A 21,057-nucleotide genomic window follows, 5' to 3' on the forward strand; every position below is an offset into this window, starting at 1 on the left:
GCGTTTGCCCAGCTCAACCCCTAAACTCCAGCACACGTGTGACTACGAACTGCGGAACCCGGGCGCACGGTCCGGTGCGCGTCGGCGGCAGGGCCCGGGCTCGGACTTGCTCGCTTCCTTCCCGGGTTGAGCTGAATCTTGAACGTTCTTGGCCGCTCTGGCAGCAAGAAGCGTTCAAGATTGCGCGGCCGGGCCTCACAACGGCCCGTGCCACGCCGGCGGACGCGTCCGGCGTCGTTGGGCGGGAGCAACCGCCGCGCCTGGGCGGCGACGTGCCGGATCTTGGTGCCGGACCGCCGCTCTGGCGACGAGGGCGGTCCGAAATTTGGCCGCGTAGCGGCTCGGCCATCGCCTGGCAGAACTTTGCGTGCGGATGCATCCGACATGGCGAAGCGCAAGATCCACGGCGCCCAACCAAGCCGGACAGCGCCTGGCCTTCGCGCCGCTCACCCCCGCCGATCAAGGCGAAGTGCGTCGATCAAGGCCAAATGCACGCGGAAAAGAGATCAAACCACGTGCCTTTGCCCTTGATCGGTGGGGAGAGGGGCGGACGCGGCGGCACGCTGCCCGCCCAGGCGGGCCGCGCGCCGCACCAGAAGCGGCGCAGACGCCCAGACGCGCGGACGCCCAGACGCGCGGACGCCCAGACGCGCGGACGCCCAGACGCGCGGACGCCCAGACGCGCGGACGCCCAGACGCGCGGACGCCCAGACGCGCGGACGCCCAGACGCGCGGACGCCCAGACGCACGGAAGCGCGGAAGCGCGGAGGGTGGGTGGTGGGTGGTGGGTGGTGGGAGCGTCGCGTGGGAGCGCGGGTGGTGGGCGGGCGCCGTGCGGGGCGTGGGCGGTTACGGGGTGGCGGCGTCCAGTTGGGCTTGGATGGTGTCGGCCTCGCCGTCGCGGTTCAGGGCGCGGAGAGCGTCGGCCAGGGCGTAGCCGGCGCGGTACCACAAATTGGTGCCGTGCTCCACGGACTCGAAGACCTGGCGCAGCAACGGCTCGGCCGCCGGCTCGTCGAGCAGCTCAGCCTGGGTGAGGCGGGCGTCGGCGGCGTTGTCGGCGGCACCGATCCGGTCGTATCCCTCGGCTGCCCGCCCGGCCAGCATCGCCGCTTCCTCGCGGCGACCCATGTGGTCGGCGAGGGCCGACCGGTCGTAGTCGAGCCCTGCCGTGTGGAACACGACTGCCGGCTCGGCGGACGGCAGTGGGAACAGCATCGCCTCGACCGCGTCGAGTAGCCGGGTGGTGTCGTCGAGCTGGCCGGCGTACCGGGCGGACCGGGCCGCCTTGCGGAGGGCGCGTACACCGTCCAATGGGGAGTCTGCCGTGTGGTAGGCCGTAGCGGCCGCTTCGTAGGCAGGGACCGCCTCGCCGTCGCGGTCGGCGGCTTCGAGAACGTCGCCCTCGTCTTCGCGGAGCCGCGCCAACCCGTACGGGTCGTTCTCTTCGGCTGCGATGTTGGCGCGGATCAGCTCGAGTGCCGAGTCCAGCTCGCCGATCTGGCGGTAGGCGCTGGCCAGCACGTGCCGGGCGCGCGGCAGCTCGGCGGCCACACCGGACCCAGGCAGTGCCGCCACGGCTTCCTCCGCGGTCTCGGCCGCCTCGTGGGCCCGGCCGCTGTTCAGGTACGCGATGGCGAGCTCGATGCGCGCGAGTGCCGGCGGTTCGGCCGCGCCGTAGACCGTGAACTCAGCAACCGCCTCGACCAGGTCGGGCACGGCCTCGGCAGCGCGCGGCCCGGCGGCGAGCAACCGTCCACGGTGGAATCGCGCCTCGGCGGCCAGGGGACCGGTGGTGAGGGCGGCCGCGTCGGCGTACGCGTCGACAGCGCCGTCGACGTCGTCGCGGTGCAGCAGCAGGCCACCGAGGCGGAACGCGGCGTATCCGCGCTGAGTCTCGTCGGCGGCCCCGGTGGCCTGGACGGCGCGCAGCTCGGGTTCGGCCTCGTCACCGCGGTCCAACGAGAGCAGCACAGTGGCGCGCAGCAGCCGCATCTCCACGCCGATCTCGGGAGTGCCGGCGAGCTCGACCAGCGGCTCGACGCGGTTGAGCACGTCGAGGGCCTCGGCGGGCCGGTCGGCGGTGAGCTGCATGGCGGCCAGCGAGATGCCCCAGCCGGCGCGGGCGGCGGGGTCGCCCTCGGTGAAGAGCTTCCGCAGTGGCTCCTCGCCGGTGGCGAGGCCTTCGTCGACCTCGCCGAGCTGGCACAGCAGCATGCCGATGCGGGCGCGCGCACGGCGTACCCGATATTCGTCACCGAGGTCGGCGTGCGCGGACAGCGACTCTCGCCAGGAGGTCAGCGCCGCTTGCGGGTCTTCGTCGACGATCTGTAGGCCGTTGGCGTCGAGGAGGCGGGCGGCTTGCGACGGCGTGCGCGCGGCTTCCGGTACCCGATCGGCGAACGCGGCCCAGGCGGCTCGGGCGCCGGCGGTATCGCGGACCCGCCACCGCTCTTCGGCGTGGTCGAGCAGCGCGTCGCCGGTGAGGCCCGGGTCGATGGGCGCCGGGGGAGCCGGCTCGGCCGGAGGTGTCGCCGGAGACGACGGCGAAGCGGGAGCGGTAGCGGAACGGCGCTCGGCGGCCCGCCGCGCGGTCTCGGACAGCGGCAGATACTCGACCCACGGCTCAGCGGCGATGGTGTTGGCGACGATGTCGCTCTGCTGCTTGCTCCCGTTGCGCGCGTCGAAGCGGGCGGCGACCTCGGCGGCCTGCTCAGCCAGCTCGGTGGCGAGGGCGGCGGCTGTGACCTCCACACCACTTCGCCTGACCCGCAGGTCAGGGGCGACGCGGCCGAGGGTGAGGGCGGCGGCGCTCGCGAACCGCATGATGGCGCGCGGCGACGGCGGGTTGTCGAGCCAGCCGAGGTGCCGCTCGACGAGCTCCAGTGCGCGGACCTCGTTGCCGGTCAGGGCGCAGAACAGCACGTGGTCGGCCACGGCCTCCAGCTCGCCGCGGTCGGCGCGCAGCGCGCGGTACGCCCGGCGGTGCGCGTCGGCGGCCTCCGTCAACCGTCCGGTGTGGACGTACGCGGACAGCAGGCTGGTGAGGATGTGCTGTGGCTGCTCGCGGCAGGTCATGCGGCCCTGGAGCACGGGCAGCGCGACGCCGACCGCCTCCTCGTATCGTGCGTGCCGGCTCAGGTGCCGCACCTTGCCGGTGGGGTCGCAGCCGATGCAGTCGGAGAGCGCGTCGCGCGGCGCCGCCGACCACAGCCGGAACTGCTCGACCTCGGTGTCGGTGTCGCCGACGTGCGCGGCGATCATCTCGCGGTATCGGTGCACGGCGTGCATGGTGTGCCCGCCGGCCCGCCAGCGCCGTTCCATGTCGTCGAGGACCGCGTACGTGCGGTCGAGCGGGATCTCCGGGAAACCGGTGAGATTGGAGATCATGTACTTGAAGTACCAGAGCAGCGTGTGGGTGTGCCCGCCGAACCGCTTCGGGTCCGCGTCGTATGTGGACAGGCACCACGAGAACGGCACGAAGGACTTGCCCGGCTCCGCGCCGTACTGGTACGCGTTGACCAGCTCCATCCGGGTGGCGAAGGACAGGGCGAGGTCGTCGGCCGCGTCCGCGTACCGGACCGCCTCCTCGACGACGGCGGTCTTCGCGGCGCCGTACGGCATGCCGTCGGCGCGTGCCATCAGCTCGTGAACCTTCTCGGCGCTCACGGGTTCTCCTCCGGTACGGCCTGGTCGATCAGGCCGAGGAACGAGCGGTTCAGCAGCGCGGCGTCGGCCGGCCTGATGGGGTGGTATCCGAGCAGCAGCGCCTGCCCGTAAAGGCCCTCGACCGCGAGCGTGATGAGCTGCGGATGGTCCAGTGTGGTCATCCGGCGCACGAGCGGGCTGCGGTGGTTCAGGACGAGCTGCGGTCTGGTGTCGGCGGGTTGGTCGAGTGCCCCCAGCACCTGCGACCATAGCGCGTCCGCGCGGTCCCGGGTGGCCCGAAGCTCGGCGGCGAATGCGGCCGAGCGGTCGACGAGATACATGGCGGGAAGCGACGGCGGGTCGAACGCGCGCACCGTGACCTCGCATCCGACCGGGTCGAGCGCCTGCTGCGCGGTGCTCAGAAAGCCCCGCAGGGCAAGCTCGTCACCGGGGTCGAGTGTGTCGAAGCGGGTGGCGAGTTCGGTCGGGTCGAGCCGGGCCACCTCGATGTTCGGGTCGAGCCGGGGCAGCCGTTCGATGATTTCGCTGTCGTACGTGTAGCCGCCGTTGACGATGGCCAGGTCTTGCGCGGCGGCGACCGCGGCGAGCTGCCGGAACTCCTCAGTGGACGCCACGTACCGGATCTCGCCGTACCGCTCGCGGTACTCGACGAGCGTCATCCGCCCGACGTTGGTCTCGACGGGCAGCCAGCGGTCGACGAGCTGTAGCAGTTCGTCGTCGTGCAGGGCCAGCGCCTTGACGCCGAGATGGTGGATCGCGAGGAAGTCGGCGAGCCTGCGGGGTGCGGTGGTGCCGAGCCGCACCAGCCAGCCGCGCAGCTGGGCGCCCAGCGCCTCGCGTGTGGACTCCAGCAGGTCGTCGTCGTACAGGGCCTCGCGGTTGGCGGTGGGTCGCAGCTGGCTGGTGTCGACGACGCACCTGACGAAGAACGCCCAGTCGGGCAGCAGTCCTTCGGCGTTTTCGGCGAGCAGCATGCGCTTGAGGTAGACGCGGTGGGTGACGCGCTCGGCCGGGTTGGCGGGGAACGGCAGCACGTACGCGACGCCTACCAGCCCCGCCTCGGGCGACTTCAGCTCCACCACGTCGAACGGGGTGAAGCCGAGCATGTCCTGCGCGTAGCCGACGAGCGCGGCACGGCGGTCGGAGCCCGTACCGTCCCAGGGGGCGCCGTCGGAGGTGACGGGCTTGCCGTCGACCCGCACCTCGTACGGCAGCAGCGCACCGAACAGCCGCGCCAGCTCGGCGACGGTCGGCGCCTCGAACCACTGCTCGGCTCCACGTCGTGCGGTGAGCGTGACGGTGGTGCCGGGCTCATCGCGTTCTGAGGGAACGGACGCGACGCGGTAACGGCCGTCGGCGTACCCGATCCACTTGGTCGTGGGGCCGCCGGCCGCGGGCCGCGTGACCACCTGGACCTCGTCGGCGACGAGGAAGGCCGAGAGCAACCCGATGCCGAACTGGCCTAGGAACTCGCCCCGGGCGAAGCCGATCTCGTCCCTTTTGGAGCTTCGGCCGATGGTGGCGAGCAGTTCGTGCACCTGGGGCTCGGTGAGGCCGACGCCGGTGTCGTGGACGACGAGCCGTCCGGGCCCGGTCTCGACCCAGATGGCCCCCGGCGCGTCCGGGTTGGCCGACCGTCGCGCGGTGATCGCGTCGACGGCGTTCTGGAGCAGTTCGCGCACGTAGACGCGGGGACTGCTGTACAGATGGTGACTGAGCAGGTCGACGATGCCGCGAAGGTCGACCTGGAAGGTTTGGTCCACTGTCTGCCCGCCATTGGGATCTTCGATGAGCGGACACTCTAGCGTGCGAACTTGGGGTCTCGCCTCCCGGTTCCCGTTGCGGTACGGTGTCCACCTGCCTTCCTATGGGGGTTCGTAAATGGATATCCGAAACGCCGTGGCAATGCTGTCGCTCGCCGTGGGAATGGCCGTCGCACCCGCCGGACCAGCCGTTGCACAGGCTGGGGCCGAAGCGGTCGAGGCGGCTCCCGTCGTCATCCGCATCGATCCCTCGTATCAGCAGCCGTCCTTCGAAGGCTGGGGTACGAGTCTGGTCTGGTTCGCGAATGTCACGGGCGGATATCCGGACGAAATCAGGACGAAGCTGGTCGATATGCTTTTCGGCGAGGACGGCCTCCGGCTGAACATCGCCCGTTACAACATCGGCGGTGGCAACGCCCCTGAGGTTCGCAAGGACTACATGAAGACCGGCGCGACCATGGAGGGCTTCTGGCGCGCGCCCGAGGGCACCACCCGCGAGGACATGGATTGGTGGGATCCGAACAACCCGGACCACTGGAACTGGGACGCCGACGCCAACCAGCGCTGGTGGATCGACCAGATCAAGGACAAAGTGGACCGTTGGGAGTCGTTCAGTAACTCACCCCCATGGTTTCAGACGGTCAGCGGGTACGTGTCCGGCGGTTTCAACGCAAGCTCCGACCAGATCCGCACCGACACCGTCGACGAGTTCGCCACGTACCTCGTGCGCGTGACCGAGGAGCTGGAGCGGCGGCACGGCATCCAGTTCGACACCATCGCGCCGCTCAATGAACCCAACACCCCGTACTGGGGCACCCAGCTCGGCCCTGACGGGCAACCAACCGGCGGGCGTCAGGAAGGCGCGCACGCCGGCCCCGCGCTCCAGCAGCTCGTGGTCCAGGCCACCGCCCGAGCGCTCGAAGGCGCGCAGACCGGCGCGGTGGTTTCCGCGATGGACGAGACCAACCCGGGCACGTTCACGACCAACTGGAACGCCTACACCGCGCAGACCAAGGCCGTCGTCGACCAGATGAACGTCCACACCTACGGCACCGGGCAGCGCACCAGCGTCCGTGACCTCGCCAAGGGCGAGGATCAGAAGCTCTGGATGAGCGAGGTGGAGGGCAGCTTCCTGTCCGGCACCAGCTACACGAGCATGGAGCCGGGTCTCGGCATCGCCACCCGGATGGTCGACGACCTGCGCGAGCTGGAGCCCTCGGCGTGGGTCTTCTGGCAGCCGGTCGAAGACACCATCCCGCAGGCCGCCGGCGGAGGAAACTGGGGCAGTATCCACATCCCGTTCAACTGCGCGGCCGACGCCACCCTGGAGACCTGCCCGATCCAGCCGAACACCAAGTTCCACACGATCCGCAACTTCACCCACTACATCCGGCCCGGCGACCGGGTGGTCAAAGTGGACAACGCATCCACCATCGCCGCCATAAAGCCCAGCGGCTCGGCTGCCACGGTCGTGCACGTCAACAACGACGCCGCGTCCAGGTCGGTCACCCTCGACCTGTCGCTGTTCCGGCACGTCGGGCCGCACGCGACCGTGACGCCCGTCATCACCAGCGCCGACGGCGCGCTCGTGCGGGGTGCGCCGGTGCGCGTCGCGGGCGGCGCCGCGACACTCACCGTCCCCGGAAAATCGGTCACGACGTTTCTGGTCAAGGGCGTCCGCGGGGTGGCGAAGGGCGCCGCACTGGTCCAGGAGGGTCACGTGTACCGCTTGCGTGGCGTGCAGAGTGGACGGTCACTCACGCCTACGGCTGACGGCACGGGGCTGGTCATCCGCACCGACGACCCAGCCAGCACCGCGCAGCTGTGGAAGGTGCGGAACCTGACCGAGGGCGTCACCAACAGGGAACGGTACGAGCTGGTCAACGTCGCCACCGGGACGCCGCTGACGGCGGGTGTCGGTACACAATGGATGCTCTCGACGACCGGTGACGGCACGTACACCCTCGTCAACGCCGAGACCGGCCGGCTGATCGACGTCGGCGGCCAGGCGACGGCGGACGGCAGCCCCGTGTCGACCTACACCCCGACCTCCGGCTCCAACCAGCGCTGGACCGTCGTCGACGAGACGGCGCAGCGCGTCGCGCCCGTGTCCGCGTACACGGTGCCGGGGCTGCGTCCCACGCTGCCCGACACCGTCACCCCGGTGTACCGCGACGGCGCGCGTGGCAGCCTGCCGGTCGTGTGGACGTACCCGCCGGACGGCCGGTGGCGCCAGCCCGGCACGGTGAAGGTCAAGGGCGTTGCCACCGACGTGCTCGGCCGCGAACTGCGTGCCGAGGCGACCGTCGCCGTCGACACGTTCGGCACGACTGTGCCCGGACGGGCCAAGGCGTACGCCGGCGGGTTGCCCGACCTGCCGGTGACGGTGACCGGCGTTGGCGATCACGGTGCCCGCGTCGAGCTGCCGGTGACATGGACCGGCGGCGCCTCCTTCGATCAGGTCGGCGTCGTCACGGTCACCGGCACCGCGCGGGTGGTCGACGGCAGCACCCTGCCGGCGACCGCCCGCGTGCAGGTCGCCGCTCCCGCGCAGCGAAACGCGGCACCCGACGGCGGGGTGACCGTGGGCGCCACGTACACCGAGTCCGGGTATTCAGCGGCCGGCCTGCGCAACGGCAACCGCACCGAGAAAGCGTGGTCGAACTGGAGGTCGGGCGCGAAGAACCCGTCCGACACGATCACGTACACCTTCCCCACGGCTCGCGACGTGACCCGCGTCGCCACCTGGTTCTATCGGGACGGCTCGAACCTCAGCTTCCCGTCGAGCCTCAAGGTGCAGGTGCTCGACCCGGCCGGCGCGTGGGTCGACGCCAGCGCGGACGTCCCGGTGGGCACCGAGGGCACGGTGGTGGCTGACGTGCCGATCCAGCCGGTCTCGACGACTGGGGTCCGTGTGGTGATGGCGATGCGGCCGGACGGGTATGCGACGGTCAGCGAGGTCGAGGTGTATGCGAAGGCGCCTGGTGTTTCGAGCGACGCGGCCGCCGCGGCGATCGAGGTGGACGGCGTGCCGGTCGCGGGCTTCGCCCCGGACGTCACCGAGTACCGCGTGGTGACGCCGCAGCCCCGCAAGGCGGTCGTCACCGCAACCCCGCGCGACCCGTACGCGACCGTGGCGGTCGAGAAGGGACCGGATCGGCGGCTGGTGACGGTGACGTCCGAGGACGGCACCGCCACCCGCACCTACACGGTGGAGCTCGTCCGCCGCTAGCTGGCGGGAGTCGCCCGTACCACCCCACGGAACTGGTACGGCCATACATCGAGATGCGTCTTTTTTAAAGTGTCCTAACCATCCGCTGTCTGATCGGCGGCTGTCAAGGGTGGTGGCGGCGCCACGCCTCACCTAGCTGCCAGTTCGCTATAATGGGGGTGTGCTTCACTATAGAGAAATGGTCGACGGCGACCTCGACGCGGTGGCGGCGATCTTCGCGCACCACGTGACGACTGGGGTCGCGACGTTCGAGACGGTCCCGCCTACCGTCGATGACTGGCGCCGCAAGCTCGCCGACGTCAACGGGCGCGGCCTGCCGTTCCTCGTCGCCGACGACGGCGCCGAGGTGGTGGGGCTCGCGTACGCCTCGCCCTGGCGGCCCAAGCCCGCATACGACCACACAGTCGAAGACACGATCTATCTGGCGCCCGGCCATACCGGTCGCGGGATCGGCGCCGGGCTGCTCGGCGAGCTGCTGGCACGCTGCGCCGACGCGAAGATGCGACAGGTCATCGCCGTGATCGCCGACACCGGCAGCGACGCGTCAGCCGCGCTACACCGCAAGTTCGGCTTCACCCAGGTCGGGCGCCTCATCGGCGTCGGGCACAAGCACGACCGCTGGATCGACACCATCCTGATGCAACGAGACCTCGCGGCGTGGAACGCCGATAGCCTTGCGACCGGGCTTGGGGCGCGTTAGCGTTTCACGCATCGCGCCGGATTGCCGGCGTGGTCCCAGGCCGAGAGGCGCTGCGACGGGGTAACCCGCCACGCTCGGCCCGTGGGTTTCTGGTAGAAGGGCGCCTCCGTCTGGGAGGTGCCGCTGGTGCTTACCAATGTCGATTACGCTGTCGCCGATCTGTCCCTGGCCGAGGCTGGCCGTCACCAGATCCGGCTCGCCGAGCACGAGATGCCCGGCCTGATGGCCATCCGCCGCGAATACGCTGCCAGCCAGCCGCTGCGCGGCGCCCGGATCGCTGGCTCGCTGCACATGACCGTGCAGACCGCCGTGCTCATCGAGACGCTGGTGGCGCTCGGCGCGGAGGTGCGTTGGGCGTCGTGCAACATCTTCTCCACACAGGACGATGCCGCCGCCGCGGTCGTCGTCGGTGCCGATGGTACGCCGGAGAAGCCCCTCGGCACGCCGGTGTTCGCGTGGAAGGGTGAGACGCTGGCCGAGTACTGGTGGTGCACGAACCAGCTGCTCGACTTCCCCGGCGGGCAGGGGCCCAACATGCTCGTCGACGACGGCGGCGACCTGACGATGATGCTCCACAACGGAGTCGACTTCGAGGCGGCCGGCGCCGTGCCGGCGCCCATGGACGACGATCCCGAGGACTATCAGGCCTTTCTGCGGCTGCTCGCGACCGTCCTCGTCGAGGACCCGCGGCGGTTCACCCGGATCGCCGCTGGCGTGAAGGGCGTCACAGAGGAGACCACGAACGGCGTCAAGCGCCTCTACCAGCTGGCCGCCGCAGGTGCGCTGCTCTTCCCGGCCATCAACGTCAACGACTCGGTGACGAAGTCCAAGTTCGACAACAAGTATGGAATCCGGCACTCGCTTGTGGACGGTCTGAACCGGGCGACCGACGTGATGCTCTCCGGCAAGCTGGCCGTGGTGTGCGGGTACGGGGACGTCGGCAAGGGCGCGGTGGCGTCGCTGCGTGGGCAGGGCGCCCGGGTGGCGGTCACCGAGGTCGACCCGATCTGCGCGCTCCAAGCCGCGATGGAGGGTCTCGACGTCGTGGCCCTCGACGACGTGGTGGAGCGGGCAGACGTCATCGTCACCACCACGGGCAACCGCGACATCGTGCTTGCCGCGCACATGTCCCGGATGAAGCACAACGCGATCGTCGCCAACGTCGGGCACTTCGACAACGAGATCGACATGGCTGGCCTGGCGAGGGTGCCGGGTATCGAAAAGATCGAGATCAAGCCGCAGGTGCACGAGTGGCGCTTTCCGGACGGGCACTCGGTCATCGTGCTCTCCGAGGGGCGCCTCATGAACCTCGGCAACGCCACCGGCCACCCGAGCTTCGTCATGTCGAACTCGTTCACCAACCAGGCGCTCGCGCAGATCGAGCTGTACACCCGACCAGAGGAGTACAGCCGCGAGGTGTACGTGCTGCCGAAGCGCCTCGACGAGAAGGTGGCCCGTTTACACCTCGACGCGCTGGGTATCCGGCTGACCACGCTGACCGAGCAGCAGGCGCGGTATATCGGCGTCGACGTCACCGGACCGTTCAAACCGGATCACTATCGCTACTGAACGGAGTAATGTCACGGTGGTCGACGGTTAACGGGGGCCGGTCGCAAGGAGGCTTCCGTGAGCAGATACGTCATCACCATCACACGCGACAACGGCGGTGCGGAGACACCACACACCACCGTGCGGGTCGACACCTCGACAGGACAGACCCGCATCACCGAACTCACCGTTCGGGCCGGTAACCGCAGCGGACTGGCCCCTGGTGACATGCCGCCGCTCGACCTGGACCTGCTGGTGCGGGCGCTCACCGCGCCCACACCGGCATCAGCGCTGCCCGCGCCGGCAGCCAAGCGCGGTGCCACCGCGCGCCGCGCACCGGCGCGGCAGGCCGGTCGGCGCCGCGGCCGGGTGCAGGCGGGTACGCCAGGCAAGCGCGCGTACCGCAGGATGCCCGAGCCGGACGAGGTCATGGCGGCCTACGAGAAGGCCGGCTCGATCACCGGGGCGGCGGAGCACTTCGGGGTGCCGCGCCACACGCTGGCGAGCTGGGCCCGTCGCCTACGCGAGCAGGGATACGCCATCGGTCGGCAGTGAGCGTATAAATTTCCCCGATTTCGGGTAACCGCGCGGCATGCGCCTCGGAGTCCTCGACGTCGGTTCGAACACGGCCCATCTCCTGGTCGCCGACGCTGGCGGCGGTCTGCCGCTGCCAGTACACGCGAAGAAGACCAAGCTGCGACTTGCCGAGCGGGTCAACAAGACCGGCACGCTCAGTGCCGGTGCGATCGACAGGCTGGCGACGGCGGTAGCCGGCGCTGTCGGCCACGCGCGCAACTGGGCGGTCCAGGAGCTTTTCGGGTACGCCACAGCGGCGGTCCGGGACGCGCCGAACCGCGACGCCGCCCTGGCGGCGGTGCGGGAGCGCGCCGGTATCGAGCTGGGCCTGCTCGACGGCGCCGAGGAGGCGGAGCTGACGTTCCTCGCCGCCCGGCGGTGGATGGGCTGGCGTGCCGGCCCGCTGCTGCTGCTCGACATCGGCGGCGGATCCCTGGAGATCGCGTACGGGCATGACGTCGCCCCGGACTTCGCCGTGTCGTTGCCCCTTGGCGCCGGCCGGCTCACCCGGGAACGGCTGTCCGGCGACCCGCCCAGCCAGCGGCAGGTGCGGTCGCTGCGCGACCACGTCCGCGCGCAACTGGAGGAGGTCGCGGTGCGGCTGCACTGGGAGCGGCGAGGGACGGTCGTGGCGACATCCCGGACGTTTCATCAGCTGGCCAGGCTGTGCGGGGCTCCGGCGCGTAAGGAGGGCCCATTCGTGCCGCGGATGCTGCGGCGCGCCGACCTGAAGGTCCAGATGGACCGGTTGGCCCGAATGTCGGAGGCACAGCGGGCTCGGCTGCCCGGGATCTCCGCGCCGCGGGCCCGGCAGTCGCTCGCCGGGGCGATCGTGGCGCACTCGGCGATGGCGATGCTCGGTCTGCGCGAGGTGCAGGTGTGCCCGTGGGCCCTGCGCGAGGGCGTGCTGCTGCGCCGTGTCGAGAGCACGGATGCCTGGACCGACCGCGCCCTACGCCTGGGCGTCCACCCACCCCGCCCCGCGGCCCCTTCGCCCCCGCCGTCCGGGCGCGCCGCCCTCCACCTCGTCGATCAAGGACAAACGCAGGTGGTGTGACCCTGGCACGGTGGCTGGTCACCCGTGCGCCCCCGTCTGGACTACGCTCTCCTCGCGTTGGACGACGCAGTGATCGGCGTCACGGAGAGGGGAGCCCAGTGACCAGCGGAGGCCGGTACGGCGAGGTGGAGCAGCGAAACTGGGCGGAGGCGCGGGAGCGGCTAGGCGACGACATCAACACGGCGACCGCCGCGCGGATGTACGACTACTACCTCGGTGGCGTGCACAACTTCGCCGCCGACCGTGAGGCCGCTGAGAAGGTCATCGGATCGATGCCGCTCGTGCCGTTCATCGCGCGCGCGAATCGGGAATTTCTGGGACGGGCGGTGCGGTTCCTGATCGACCAGGGCGTGCGGCAGTTCCTGGACATCGGTTCGGGCATGCCGACCCAGGGCAACGTCCACCAGGCCGCCCAAGAGGCCGACCCGGACGCGAGCGTGGTCTACGTGGACATCGACCCGGTGGCGGTCATGCACAGCCGTGGCCTTCTCGAAGGCAACCCGCGCGCCGCCGCGGTGCTCGGCGATCTGCGCCGCCCCAACGACCTGCTCGACCTGCTCGACGGGCCCGAGGTCCGGGAGGTCGTCGACCTGGACAAGCCGGTGGCGCTGCTGCTGGTGGCGGTGCTCCACTTCGTACCCGACGACGACGTGGCCTACGGCGCGGTGACGCGGCTGCGCGATCGCCTGGTCCCCGGCAGTTGGCTGGTCGTGTCGCATGGTGCAGCTGAGGGCTTTGTCGCCGGCGAGGCCAAGGCTGTGCAGGGCGTGTACCAGCAGCGCACGGCGACTCCCGGTGGGCTGCGGACCCGGGATCAGGTGCTGGAGTTCTTCGGTGACGGCTTCGAGATCGTCGAGCCTGGGCTGGTGTGGGCGCCCCAGTGGCGGCCCCAGGCGGATCGCGACCCTGGCGTGTTCGACACCGAGCCCGAGCGCTCGGGCATGCACGCGGTCGTCGGCCGGAAGCTGCATTGACCAGGCTCTTCTCGCGAAGGAGCGGTGGCAGATAGCCGGCTTGGCTGCCACCGCTCCAAAGCGATCCGGATCTTGCGTTACGTCATCTGAGATGTTGCGCGGTGCAAATTGCAACTTGGGGGGTTCACAGGGGGACTTGCAAGGGGCATCATTACTTCTCGTGGGTATCGACCACGGCAATCCGTGGAGGTGGTACTAGTCGCGTGGTGGTGGCCGATCACGGGTGATAGGTGACGGCCGAAACGATCGTTGCAGCGATCGTCGAGGTGGCTGCTGCTACACAAGCGGCCATCACCGTCGCGATGATGGCTGTTCTCCTGCGTTTGGTTGTCATCACACACCGTCCTGCCAAGCGGTTGCCTCCGATTACACCTGGCCAGGTATTGGTCACAAACGGTGAGCGTGATAGGTAAACAAAAGGTTAACAAACAAAGAACGCAGTCCCAACAGTAGGCAAGCGGCCACTGTCATTTATTCATGCGCGTCATTTCCCCTGCTGGACGCCTCAAATCAATTGTGCATAGTGCAACTTGCAGGAGAAATGTGGGGGCGACAGGTGCGTCGGAAGATCGCTACGGAGATCCAATGCCGAGGCGATAGGTGTACGGCAAGTGAACACCAGGTTTCCGTGGCAGCGGACGAAGGAGCGGGTTCGCGATGATCGAGACGCATTTTGCGCCTTCTCTCATCGGCCGGCGTCGCCAGCTCGACCGCGCCCAGCAATGGCTGAGCCATTTGGCGAGCGGCCGGGGCAGGGCGGCACTGGTCGAGGGCGAGCCGGGAATCGGCAAGTCGTTCCTCGTGCGTGCGGTCGCCGAAGAGGCAGAGGTCCGTGGGTGCCATGTGCTGTGGGCAGGGTGCGATGAGCTCAGCCAGGCGTTCCCATTGCTTCCGCTTCTGGGCGCGGTCGAGTCTGCTCCGGTTGGCGCTCGGCGGTCCGACATCACCGACCTGTTGAACGCTGACTCGGCTCCAGGCAACCGGGTGGACATCGTGGCGGCGGCCACCGAGCGCCTCCTGATCATGGTCGACGAACTGTGTGTCGTTGCGCCGGTCATGCTCGTAGTCGATGATCTGCAGTGGGCCGATCAGGCGACGGTACAGACGCTCGGGCGACTCGCCCGTTCCGTGCCGCAACTCCCTCTGCTCATGGTCGGCGTGATGCGTCCCGTACCTCGACGCGACGACCTGCTCGCGCTGCGCCGTACGATCGCACCAGACGGCCTTCTGCGTTTGCACAGCCTCTCCGACAGCGAAGTGCCGGCATTCGTGGGCATGCTCGCCGGCGGCACTCCCGGGCCGCGCCTGCTGCAATTGTCGGCGGGGGCGTCTGGCAATCCGCTGTACCTATCGGAGCTGATCGATGCCCTGGATCGGGGCGGCGCGCTGAACCGCACGGGAGACGCCGTAGAGGCGACCGCCCGGCGAGGGCCCGTGTCGCTGTCCGCCGCGATCGCTGACCGCCTGGAGTTTCTGTCGGCGCCGGTGCGTGGTGTCCTGCGTGCGGCGGCGCTGCTGGGTTCCGAGTTCTCGGTCTCCGATCTGGCGCACGTCTCAGGCAAGAGCATCGCCAGTTTGCTGCCGGTTCTCGACGAGGCGATCCTCGCGGGCGTGATTCGCGACGAGGGTAGCGAGTTGGCTTTCCGGCATCCGATGATCCGCAGCGCGCTGTACGAGGAGATCCCAACGGCGGTCCGGGCCGCCTGGCACTGCGACGCCGCGCACGGGCTCGCCGACGGCGGGGCTCCGCCGGAGCGGGTAGCTCGCCAGTTGCTACCCGCCATGGACTCGCTCGCCGCATCCGGCGTGGCCGACGACTGGCTGGTGCGGTGGTTGACCGGGGCGGCGCAGCAACTCGTTGGACGCGCTCCCGACGTAGTGATTCCGTTGCTGCGCCTGGTGGTCAATGGCATACCCGCCGGCATCCCGCCACACGACCTGTTTACCTGCCAGCTCGCCGACGCGCTCTTCCGTGTCGGCGATACGGAAGAGGCGGCCAAGGCAGCGAGCGGCGCCCTCGCACACGTCACCCGCCCGGATCTGCACGTCGATCTATTGTGGACGCTCGCGCAGTGCCGCGCCATCGAAGGGCGCAACGAGGATTCGTTGCAGGCGCTCGAAGGCGCGATCGGAGCTGCGGAAGATGGGTCACGGCACCGGACGCGGCTGCAGGTGCTGATCGCGCGGACACACTGCATGCTTGGTCAGGTCGACATCGCTGGGCAGGTCGCTGAGGCGGCGCTCAGCGCGGCCGACAATATCGACGATCGGTGGTCCAAAGGTTGGGCGCTGGGAGTCATGACCATCGTTCATGGCATGCGCGGTGAGACAGAGCAGGCGTTGCCGCTCTTCGACCGGGCACTGGCGGTGGCGGAAGGCGACCCAGCACTGGCAGACCTTCGGCTGGTGCTTCAGATCAACAAGGCGGTCGCGCTTGGCAACCTCGATCGCTACGATACGGCGATCGCGGCGGCCCAGCGAGTACGCCAACTGGCGGACGAGACGGGGAACGCCGTCCGCTTCGGCCAGGCGCAGTGCGTGCTGTCGGAACTGTTGTTCCTGGTGGGCCGGTGGGACGACACCCTGGCTGAGGTCGAGGTCGACGGCGGCGGCCCGAAGGACCCGGTGGTTGGGTGTCAGGACCATGCCATCGCCGCCACCATCCGGTTGCACCGCAACGATGCCGACGCGCCGCGCGAGATGGTCGAGGCCGAAAGCTACGCGGAGCGTCTCGCCATCCGGGTCAACAGTCCGCTGGCGTTGGCGCGCAGCCTTGAGCGGGAGTGCGCGGACGCGCCCGACGAGGCGCTCGCCGTACTGATGGAAGCGCTCCAGGCCACCGAGGAGACCGAGGTAACGGCGGATCTGCTCGCCGACGCGGTGCGGTTGGCCATGATGGTTGAAGACAAAGACGCCGCGCGCGAGGTCACCGAGCGGGCGGAGGTCGTCGCGCGGACGTCGGACGTACCGCATCGGCGCGCGGTGGCGCCGCATTGCCGAGGGCTGCTCGACCGCGACGCGGATCTGCTGTTGAAGGCCGCCGAACATTACAAGGTGGCCGGCCGGCCGTTGCCGCAGGCGCAGGCGTTGGAGGCGGCGGGTGTGGTGCTCGCCGAGCGTGGTGAGGTGTCGGCCGCACGGTCCCACTTTACGAAGGCGTTCGCGCTCTACAGCGAGCTCGGAGCCGAGTGGGATCTGGCGCGGACGCAGGCGACGTTCCGGGCGTACGGCATCCGGCGCGGTCCACATGCGAGGCACCGCCGGGCTGACCATGGGTGGAGCAGCCTTACGCCGACCGAGGTGAAGGTGGCGCGTCTGGTGGCCGACGGCATGTCGAATCCGCAGATCGCCGCTCACCTGTTCCTGTCTCGGCGCACTGTGCAAACCCACGTGTCGCACATTCTGGCGAAACTCAACCTCCACTCGCGCACGGAAATCGCGCGCGAGGCAAGCCGCCGCGACTGATTTCAGTCGCTCCGGGCCGGCGGGGGAACAAAGCGAAGTCCCCGACATCTTTGTCGGGGACTTCGCTCGGCCGGAGGCGCCGTGCGGGTCAGCTTGCTCGTTGCCGCGGTACCCGGGCGGTGCGCGGTGCAGGCGCGGCGGTGCGCCGGGTGCGGGGTGCGCGCGGGATGCGGAACGGTGGGCATTCGGGCATGTCTTCCGGCTTGGCCGGCGGACCGCCCATTGTGGACATGTGCTGCGCGAGGTGCGCGCGTACACCGGCTTCCCATATTTCCTGGTCGATACCGGGTGGTGCGATCCACCGATGAGAGTGGTCGCTGTAGTGGTAGCCCTCGTCGCCTCGCCGCATCATGCTCACGTGAATCAGCTTCGCGAGATGCGCGTGACGAGAGATCCGCCACCTCAGTGACATACGTAGGTTTGGCGTATGCGGATCCGTCAATGACTACACGCAGTGCCAAAGACGCTACGCAGTGGCTTCCCTGCATGTGGGTTCGACCTGATCGGCGAGCCGGCGCAGCAGTCCGGCGGTAGCCCGTCGCACCGGAGCCGCACGCCCGGGCCGGGGTGGCGGATCAGGCACGACGGGCGCGTTGGGGCGTGCGGACAGCACGTGGTCGTTGACGGCGTTGACGGCGAGGAGCATGCCTGACGGCTCCATTGCGGGACCTGCCTTCTAAATCGATCCAGTAAAGCCAGTCTAAATCGATCCAGAAGAAGCGCAAGAGGTTGCGGCAGGAGTTAGGCGGGTCACACGAAGAGGCGGTGCACCCGGTCCAGGGTCTCGCGCACGTTCGGCTCGGTCGTCAGCGATCGCGCCTGCGCCACCGGCAGCCAACGCAGCTCCGCGCCCGGCTTCTCCGGGCGCGCGGCGTCGGGGTCGTCGGTCGCCAGGACGTACCGGATATCGGCGTGCTCGTGCGCGGGCTCGTGTGGCGCGGCGGATACCGGGACGATCGTGACGTGCGCGATCGTGGCGTCCGGCCAAGGGGCGAGGTCGGTCAGGCTGGTCTCTTCGCGGCCTTCGCGCAGCGCGACCTCGAGCGGGTCGGTCTCGCCCGGGTCGGCGTGCCCTCCGACCTGGAGCCAGGCGCGCTGGCGCGCGTGCCAGCGCAGCAGCACCCGCCGGGTGGGTGGGTGCACGATCAGGGCGGACGCGGTCGCGTGCAGCGACGTGGAGCGGTCCCACGGGTCACCGGCGAGCGCCGAACGCAGCCGCGCGACGTCGGCGGCCTCCGCGTCGCTGAGTGGCTGGTAATCGGTGAGGGCGGACGCCAGTGCGGCGCCAGCGGTCACGGCGTCGCGGGCTGCGCTGGAAGCGACATCGGCTCGCCCGTGTTCGGGTCGTAACAGAGGTACCGGCCGTTGGCGTGTATCCAACCCCAGATGTCGTCTTGGGTCAGCGACAGGCCGCAGTGCTGGCAGGGCGTCTCTTCCGCAGGTGCGCCAGCGGCTGGCTCGCTCACTGACGGTACCGAATGCGTCACAGATTTCCCCTTCCGGCTGGCGCCTTCCCAAAAGCTACCAACATCATCGTCCAGCCTAGGTGGTCCGCAAGTGGAGTGGTCAACGGCCTAGCGGGGAAACCTGCCGGTACGCTCGGCTGCCCTGCCAGCGGGTCAAACCATCAGTTCGTTTATCGCCCCAACTATTGACGCGCTGTGTATCCACGATGTCGAATCTGTGCATGGTTGACGCACACGTCTCCCGCCGAACCCTCCTGGCGGCTGGCCTGGCCATCCCCGCGGTTCCAGGGCACAGAGGCACCACATATCGCTGGCGCAACGTCGAAATGGTCGGGGGCGGCTTCGTGCCCGGCATCGTGTTCAACCAGACCGAGCCCGGCCTGGTGTACGCCCGCACCGACATCGGCGGTGCCTACCGCTGGCACGCCCGTCAGCGACGGTGGGTGCCGATGCTGGACTGGGTGGGCTGGGACCAGTGGGGGTACACCGGTGTGGTGAGCCTCGCCACCGACGCGGTCGACCCCGATCGGGTGTACCTGGCGGTGGGCACGTACACAAACGACTGGGATCTGAACAACGGCGCGATCCTGCGCTCGCGCGACCGGGGTGCCACCTGGAAGGTCAGCCCGCTGCCGTTCAAGCTCGGCGGCAACATGCCCGGCCGGGGGATGGGCGAGCGCCTCGCCGTCGACCCCAACCGCAACGACATCCTGTACCTGGGTGTCCGAGGTGGACACGGGCTGTGGCGGAGCACCGATCGCGGCGTCACGTGGGCGCGGGTCGCCAGTTTCCCGAACCCCGGCAACTACGTGCTGGACCCCAGCGACGCGAGCGGATACTCCAGCGACAACCAGGGCGTGCTGTGGGTGACGTTCGACCCGCGTACCGGCTCGCGTCGCCGCCCCACCCGGACCATCTACGTGGGCGTGGCCGACAAGGAGAACATCCTGTACCGGTCGACCGACGCGGGCGCGACCTGGGAGCGGGTGCCCGGCCAGCCCACCGGATATCTGCCGCACAAGGGCGTGCTCGACCACGCCGGCGGCTTCCTTTACATCGCCACGAGTGACACGGCTGGCCCGTACGACGGCGGCAAGGGCGACGTCTGGCGGCTCGACACCGCCACGGGCGAGTGGGCGCGGATCAGCCCGGTGCCGTCGACGAGCGGCGACAACACCTTCGGGTACAGCGGCCTGACGATCGACCGCCAGCACCCCGACACCATCATGGTGGCCACGCAAATCTCCTGGTGGCCCGACGTCGTCTTCTTCCGCAGCACCGACCGCGGTGCCACCTGGACCCGGGCGTGGGACTTCGCCGGATATCCCAACCGCACCAACCGGTACGACATCGACATCTCCGAGTCGCCGTGGCTGACCTGGAACGCGACGCCCCCGCTGCCGGAGCAGACACCGAAGCTGGGTTGGATGACGGAGTCGGTCGAGATCGACCCGTTCGACTCGAACCACCTGCTCTACGGCACCGGTGCCACCATCTACGGCACCGACAACCTCACCGACTGGGACACCGGCGGCACGGTGCACATCTCGGTGCGGGCGCGCGGCCTGGAGGAGGTGGCCGTGCTGGATCTGATCAGCCCTCCATCCGGCGCGCACCTGCTCTCGGCGGTCGGTGACATCGGCGGCTTCGTGCACCATGACTTCAGGAACCCGGGCCGCATGCACGCCAACCCGACGATCAGCTCCACGACGAGTATCGACTTGGCCGAGCTCGCGCCGGGCGTCATCGCTCGCGTCGGCAACGGCAACGCGCCGCGGTTCGGCATCTCCACCGACGGCGGGACGACATGGACGCCTGCCGCCACCGAGCCGGCCGGCACGACGGGCGGCGGCACCGTGGCGGTGGGCGCCGACGGTACCCGGATCGTGTGGGCACCCGCGGGGGGTGAGGTCGCCTGGTCGGCCGACGCCGGCGCCACCTGGACCGCGTCGGCCGGCGTGCCGGCCGACGCGCGTGTCGAGTCGGACCGCGCGGACGCGGCGGTCTTCTACGCGTACGCCGCCGGCGTGTTCTACCGCAGCGCGGATGGCGGCGCGACGTTCGCCGCGACGGCCGCGACCGGCCTGCCGGCCGAGGGCACCGTGCGTTTCAAGGCCGTGCCCGGCGCCGCGGGCGACGTGTGGCTTGCGGGCGGCGAGGAGGGCGGCGTCTACGGGCTGTGGCGCTCGACGGACGGCGGGGCCTCGTTCACTCGGCTGTCCAGTGTGGAGGAGGCGGACGCGGTCGGCTTTGGCAAGGCTGCGCGCGGACGCTCGTATCCGAGCGTCTTCATCACCGCGCAGGTCCGCGGCGTCCGCGGCATCTTCCGGTCCGACGACGCCGGCAAGCGCTGGGTACGCGTCAACGACGACCGCCACCAGTACGCCTGGACGGGCGCGGCGATCACCGGTGACCCGCGCGTCTTCGGCCGGGTGTACCTGGCCACCAACGGCCGGGGCATCGTCTACGGCGACCCGGTGGGCTAGGGCCGCAAGTATCCGATATTTCGACCCGGGAAGTGGCGCGACGCCGGCCCGGGAGGCGAGCGCGCCCTCGCTCATGAGCGAGGGCGCGCTCGCCGATCGTTGCGACGAAAATCATGTGCCC

14 protein-coding genes are annotated in these 21,057 nt (G+C 69.7%); 8 read left to right on the forward strand and 6 right to left on the reverse strand.

What is annotated here, in order from left to right; genetic code table 11:
• Positions 1 to 849: 849 nt before the first annotated feature.
• Together V6V89_RS29275 and V6V89_RS29280 are read right to left on the reverse strand one after the other, a co-directional pair.
• A complete protein-coding gene (locus V6V89_RS29275; protein ID WP_334622701.1) occupies positions 850 to 3,669 on the reverse strand; it encodes a hypothetical protein in 2,820 nt (939 codons plus the stop codon).
• Positions 3,666 to 5,432 carry an HSP90 family protein gene (locus V6V89_RS29280; protein WP_334622702.1) on the reverse strand — a complete coding sequence of 589 codons (1,767 nt, stop codon included), beginning with the start codon at positions 5,430 to 5,432 and terminating at the stop codon, positions 3,666 to 3,668. The genes V6V89_RS29275 and V6V89_RS29280 overlap by 4 nt, the downstream gene beginning before the upstream one ends.
• Before the next feature lie 118 nt (positions 5,433 to 5,550).
• Between V6V89_RS29280 and V6V89_RS29285 the strand changes: the two genes are divergently transcribed.
• The 7 genes from V6V89_RS29285 to V6V89_RS29315 all read left to right on the forward strand — a co-directional run bounded on the left by V6V89_RS29285 (position 5,551) and on the right by V6V89_RS29315 (position 16,984).
• A complete protein-coding gene (locus tag V6V89_RS29285; protein WP_334622704.1) occupies positions 5,551 to 8,664 on the forward strand; it encodes a glycoside hydrolase in 3,114 nt (1,037 codons plus the stop codon).
• 160 nt (positions 8,665 to 8,824) lie between these two features.
• The gene (locus V6V89_RS29290; protein WP_334622705.1) at positions 8,825 to 9,364 is read left to right on the forward strand and encodes a GNAT family N-acetyltransferase; all 540 of its coding nucleotides are present in this window, start codon (positions 8,825 to 8,827) and stop codon (positions 9,362 to 9,364) included.
• 117 nt (positions 9,365 to 9,481) lie between these two features.
• Positions 9,482 to 10,933 carry an adenosylhomocysteinase gene (gene ahcY / locus V6V89_RS29295; protein WP_442935240.1) on the forward strand — a complete coding sequence of 484 codons (1,452 nt, stop codon included), beginning with the start codon at positions 9,482 to 9,484 and terminating at the stop codon, positions 10,931 to 10,933.
• Positions 10,934 to 10,990: 57 nt separating this feature from the next.
• Complete coding sequence (locus V6V89_RS29300; protein ID WP_334622707.1) at positions 10,991 to 11,467, forward strand: hypothetical protein; 477 nt, start codon at positions 10,991 to 10,993, stop codon at positions 11,465 to 11,467.
• A gap of 37 nt (positions 11,468 to 11,504) precedes the next feature.
• Positions 11,505 to 12,545 carry a Ppx/GppA phosphatase family protein gene (locus V6V89_RS29305; protein ID WP_334622709.1) on the forward strand — a complete coding sequence of 347 codons (1,041 nt, stop codon included), beginning with the start codon at positions 11,505 to 11,507 and terminating at the stop codon, positions 12,543 to 12,545.
• Between the two features lie 125 nt (positions 12,546 to 12,670).
• Entirely contained in the window at positions 12,671 to 13,519 is an 849-nt protein-coding gene (locus tag V6V89_RS29310; protein ID WP_442935243.1) for an SAM-dependent methyltransferase, read from the forward strand.
• Between the two features lie 657 nt (positions 13,520 to 14,176).
• Entirely contained in the window at positions 14,177 to 16,984 is a 2,808-nt protein-coding gene (locus V6V89_RS29315) for an ATP-binding protein (protein ID WP_334622711.1), read from the forward strand.
• An 88-nt stretch (positions 16,985 to 17,072) separates the two neighbouring features.
• On the opposite strand, the gene V6V89_RS29320 is transcribed toward V6V89_RS29315, so the two are convergent.
• The 4 genes from V6V89_RS29320 to V6V89_RS29335 all read right to left on the reverse strand — a co-directional run bounded on the left by V6V89_RS29320 (position 17,073) and on the right by V6V89_RS29335 (position 18,450).
• On the reverse strand, positions 17,073 to 17,342 hold the full coding sequence (locus V6V89_RS29320; protein WP_334622713.1) for a hypothetical protein: 270 nt from the start codon (positions 17,340 to 17,342) through the stop codon (positions 17,073 to 17,075).
• Positions 17,343 to 17,450: 108 nt separating this feature from the next.
• Positions 17,451 to 17,630 (reverse strand): hypothetical protein, encoded by a 180-nt coding sequence (locus V6V89_RS29325; protein ID WP_334622714.1) that lies wholly within the window; start codon positions 17,628 to 17,630, stop codon positions 17,451 to 17,453.
• A gap of 104 nt (positions 17,631 to 17,734) precedes the next feature.
• A complete protein-coding gene (locus V6V89_RS29330) occupies positions 17,735 to 18,280 on the reverse strand; it encodes an NUDIX hydrolase (RefSeq protein WP_334622715.1) in 546 nt (181 codons plus the stop codon).
• A complete protein-coding gene (locus tag V6V89_RS29335) occupies positions 18,277 to 18,450 on the reverse strand; it encodes a hypothetical protein (protein ID WP_334622716.1) in 174 nt (57 codons plus the stop codon). The genes V6V89_RS29330 and V6V89_RS29335 overlap by 4 nt, the downstream gene beginning before the upstream one ends.
• 221 nt (positions 18,451 to 18,671) lie before the next feature.
• On the opposite strand from V6V89_RS29335, the gene V6V89_RS29340 reads away from it, so the two are divergent.
• On the forward strand, positions 18,672 to 20,936 hold the full coding sequence (locus V6V89_RS29340) for a xyloglucanase (protein WP_334622717.1): 2,265 nt from the start codon (positions 18,672 to 18,674) through the stop codon (positions 20,934 to 20,936).
• The last annotated feature ends 121 nt before the right edge of the window (positions 20,937 to 21,057 follow it).

Origin of the sequence: Micromonospora sp. CPCC 206061 (assembly GCF_036906915.1) — a bacterium.
Lineage (GTDB): Bacteria > Actinomycetota > Actinomycetes > Mycobacteriales > Micromonosporaceae > Phytohabitans.